Source organism: Dietzia sp. E1 (genome assembly GCF_014145015.1).
In the GTDB taxonomy this organism is placed as follows: Bacteria; Actinomycetota; Actinomycetes; order Mycobacteriales; family Mycobacteriaceae; genus Dietzia; species Dietzia cinnamea_A.
The window spans coordinates 1-4,130 of record NZ_JAALDU010000563.1 but is presented as its reverse complement, the minus strand read 5'-3'; the positions used below and the strand labels follow the sequence as shown (position 1 = coordinate 4,130).

The 4,130-nt window shown below is 68.6% G+C and carries 4 protein-coding genes and 1 pseudogene; 3 read left to right on the top strand and 2 right to left on the bottom strand.

Features of this window, described 5'->3' with window-relative positions:
* On the bottom strand, positions 1–539 hold a 539-nt coding region (locus tag G6030_RS15755; RefSeq protein ID WP_241724411.1), incomplete at its 3' end, for a DUF222 domain-containing protein.
* A 374-nt stretch (positions 540–913) separates the two neighbouring features.
* Between G6030_RS15755 and G6030_RS15750 the strand changes: the two genes are divergently transcribed.
* Entirely contained in the window at positions 914–1,063 is a 150-nt protein-coding gene (locus G6030_RS15750; protein WP_182643755.1) for a hypothetical protein, read from the top strand.
* Between the two features lie 95 nt (positions 1,064–1,158).
* Here the strand turns inward: G6030_RS15750 and G6030_RS15745 are convergent, their stop codons facing one another.
* On the bottom strand, positions 1,159–2,058 hold the full coding sequence (locus G6030_RS15745) for a DUF6363 domain-containing protein (protein ID WP_182643754.1): 900 nt from the start codon (positions 2,056–2,058) through the stop codon (positions 1,159–1,161).
* 144 nt (positions 2,059–2,202) lie between these two features.
* Here G6030_RS15745 and G6030_RS15740 point away from each other — a divergent pair, with 144 nt between their 5' ends.
* Positions 2,203–3,672, top strand: coding sequence for an amino acid carrier protein (locus G6030_RS15740; protein WP_182643753.1), 1,470 nt, complete (start codon positions 2,203–2,205; stop codon positions 3,670–3,672).
* A pseudogene (locus G6030_RS15735) lies at positions 3,669–4,130 on the top strand (adenosine deaminase); the annotation flags it as partial. The gene G6030_RS15740 and the pseudogene G6030_RS15735, both read left to right, overlap by 4 nt.

Here is a 4,130-nt window from a genome sequence, read left to right as displayed (position 1 = left end):
AGGCGGATGGCGTCGGGGTCGTGGCGGCCGATGACGGCATCGACCTCGTCGCGCAGGGCTTTGTCGCCCAGGCGGATCCCGGCGGCCACACCGTTGAGGTAGTCGTCGACGACCTGGCGTTGGACCTGCTCGAGGACGTCGCCGCGGACGGTGGCCATCTGCCGGGCGAGCAGTTCGGCGACGCGTTGTTCCATCAGCCCGGCGGCCATGGCTTCCAGGATCGCCGGGTAGCGGGTGTGCAGTTCCCAGGAGAAGGACAGCATCTTCTCCGCGCGCCTGGCCGAGATGGACATCGCCGCCACCACATACCCGGCCGCGGCGACGAGCCCGTCGACCACCGCGTGACCGGGGCGGGCTTCGTGACTGCCGTCGATGCCGTGCCCGTACTCGCGCCAGCATTCTTGCAGCAGGGCGTAGCAGGCGATCAGGCGTTGCGCGGCCGCGCGGTTCTCGGCGGCCCAGCCTTCGCGCGCCGCCGTCGTCAGGCCTGCCAACGCGGCAGCGGGGTTACCGGTCGTGCGACCGGGATCGCCGTCCATGCCCCACCCCCGTGGTCCGCCGTGCGGCCGCGCCGCGACCTGTCTCGAATACGTGTTCTAGTCTACGCATATGTGTTCGACACTACAAGGGCTTCGTCCGACTTGCCGGAACTGCGTCGCGTAGCGCGATCGATCCGAGAAGTCCCCTGTCGCCCATCGGCGGAGTACCCGGTCGCCGAAATTGAGCGAAAGTTACTTAGCGTGGCCATTTCTTCACGAACCGATCATTTAGCAGGTCGATAGTTCGCAATGTCCTTAGCCGGCGACCAAGCCGGGGAATATGTGACTTTCGCGGTGGCACGGCACTCAGGGCGGTCGTAACTTCTGGTGGTGTAGCCCACAGACAGTGGGCGCCAACGTCGAAAGGACAGCCCATGTTCTCTGACTTCTGGTACGGCCTCGCCACCGGCTCCGCTGACCTCGTCCCCGCGCCGTTCGGTTCCGCGGCCATCGACGGGCTGCTGCGCCTCCCCGCCTACGTGCTGACGACCCTCGGCGGCGGCGCGGAGCTGTTCGGTTCCTGAGCCACACCCCTTCCCGCTTCGCCGCGGTCGTGCCCTGAACACGACCGCGGCGTCGCGCATTTCTGGGCCTTTCCGGAGCGGCGGGACAGATCTTCTCAGAGTCCGCAGAACTCCAGCCAGCTGTCGACCTCACGGCGGGCCTGCTCGCGTCCCGAGACGTACGCCTCCGCGAGCCGGTCGACCCGGCGCTCGTAGCTCCTGATCGTCACCCGTTCCGGTCGGAAGACCAGCGCGTCGCCCGACTTCTCCAGCTCCTCGATCTCGTCGAGCGTCTCGTTGTACAGCGCCCAGCGATGCAGGAGCGCCTCCCCCACCGCCGGGAAGCGGCGGAAGTACGAGCGATAAAACGGCGTCAGTCGACGGGGCGGGATCTTCCGGTACCCCTCCGGCTGAGTGAGCACGATGAGGAACTTCTCGAACCCCGCCTCGCGCGCCGCCGACAACGGGATCCCACCGTCATGGCCCAGGGCCCCGTCGACGTAGTACTCGCCGTCGATGAGCACGGGCGGCATCCACACCGGCATGGTCGACGACGACCGCACCATCCGCATCAGGTCGGCCATCGACTCGACGTCGTCCTCGGTCCAGAAGACCGTCTCGCCATCCGAGCACCGGAACGTCCCGATCCGCGCAGCGGTACCACTCGCCTCGAACGTCTCGAAGTCATACGGCAGCACCTGATCCGGCAGGCCGGCCTGCTCGTAGATGTACTCCGCGTTGAACAAGCCCTTGCCGCGCGCGAAGCTGCGCCAGTCCCCGAAGTTCGGGTCCGCGGCCATCTCCACAAAACTCTTCCGGGCGCGCACCGCGTCACGGGAGACGTAGTTGGCCAGATGAGACGACCCCGCCGAGATCCCGGCGGCCAGACCGGTGTGGATCCCCGACTCGATCAAGGTCTCGACCACGCCCGCCGTGTGGACCGCTCGCATACCCCCGCCCTCGAAGAGCAGGGCGACATCCGGGGCGGTCGGCTCCAGCGTCTCCGGTCGCGCCACGGTCGGCTTCCCACCCCGCCCGCCGGCGCGCGTCTGTCTCGGTCCCGCATCAGTCACTCCCCCAGAGTAGGAGGTCCGGGTGCGGGGGTTCGGCGGTGGAGGTTCAGTGGCGCAGCCGCCTCCCCGTTACTAGTGTCACCACCCGTGACCCAACTCACCGAGCTCGTCGCGAGCATCAACGACGTCTACTGGTACGGCGTCATCGCCCTCCTGGTGGTCGCCGGGCTGTACTTCTCCGTGACCACGCTGATCGTCCAGATCCGGCTGTTCCCGGAGATGCTGCGGACCATCACGGAGAAGCCCTCCGACATCGAGGAGGGCAAGAAGGGCATCTCGGCCTTCCGGGCCTTCACCATCTCGGCGGCGTCCCGCGTCGGCACCGGCAACGTCGCGGGCGTGGCCATCGCCATCACCGTCGGCGGGCCCGGGGCCGTGTTCTGGATGTGGCTCATCGCCATCATCGGCGGCGCGACCGCGTTCATCGAGTCGACGCTCGCTCAGCTGTACAAGGTCAAGGGCAAGGACTCGTACGTCGGCGGACCGGCGTACTACATCCGCGACGGGCTAGGCTGGAAGCCGGTGGCCGTGGCGTTCGCGGTGATCATCACCGTCACCTACGGCTTCGTGTTCAACGCCGTCCAGGCCAACTCGATCTCCGAGTCCGTCCGCAACCAGTTCGACCTCCAGGGCACCGGGGCCGGGATCGCCATCGGCCTGGGGCTGGCCCTGGTGACGGGCCTCGTCATCTTCGGTGGCGTGCGCCGCCTGTCCGCGGTCACCGAGATCCTGGTCCCGGTCATGGCCGCGGCCTACGTCGTCGTCGCCCTCATCGTCGTCGCCATCAACATCACCGAGGTCCCCGACATGATCGGCCTCATCGTGGGCCACGCGCTCGGGTTCCGCGAGATCGCCGGCGCCACCATCGGCGCGGCGATCATGCAGGGCATGCGCCGCGGCCTCTTCTCCAACGAGGCCGGCATGGGCTCGGTCCCCAACGCCGCCGCCACCGCATCGGTCTCCCACCCCGTCAAGCAGGGCCTCGTCCAGTCGCTCGGCGTCTACTTCGACACCCTCGTCGTCTGCTCGGCCACGGCGTTCATCATCCTGCTCGCCGACCCCGAGTTCGGCGGCGACCGAGAGGGCATCACCCTCACCCAGGACTCGCTGGCCTCGCAGGTCGGCGAGTGGGGCGTGCCGTTCCTCATGGTGGTCATCTTCTTCCTGGCCTTCTCGTCGATCCTCGGCAACTCGTACTACGGCGAGGCCAACATCAACTTCCTGCGCGACAGCCCTCGGACGATCAACGTCTTCCGCGCGCTGGTCCTGCTCGCTGTGTTCGGCGGCGCGCTCGGCTCGGTCGACCTCGTCTGGGGTCTGGCCGACCTGTTCATGGGCTTCATGGCCACCATCAACCTCATCGCGATCCTCCCGCTCGGCGGCCTGTCCGTGGCGCTGCTCGGCCACTACCTGCGACAGAAGGCCAAGGGCCACAACCCCGTGTTCCACCGCGACGACCTGCCGCAGGCCCGCAACGTCACCGCATGGGACGGATCCGACCCGATGACGCACCAGCACATCGCCGACGAGGCCCGCGAGGTCAAGGCCGACGAATGACCGACGCCGTCCGCCCCGCCGACGCCGCCCGCCGGAGCCTGACCGCACTGCCGAAGGCGCACCTGCACGTCCACCTCGAGGCGGCGATGCGCGAGGCCACGCTGCGACAGTGGTGCGCGGAGGACGGCCTCGAGGTGCCGCCGCTGGTCGACTACCCCGACTTCACACGGTTCCTCGACGCGTACGGCCTGCTCATCGACCTCCTGCACACGCCGGAGCGGGTCGAGCGGCTCCTGGACGAGGTCATCGCCGACGCCGCCGCGCAGGGGGTCGTGGCGCTGGAGTTCGCGTCGATCCCCGAGAAGGCGGTGGCGTTCGGCTCCGCCCAGGAGGCGCTCGAGTTCCAGTTGCCCGTCATGGCCGAGGCGTCGCGCAGGCACGGGGTGTGGGCGGGCGCGATCGTGAGCATCGACCGCGGCGCGGGCCCCGACCACGCGCTCGAGGCGGCACGGCTGGCC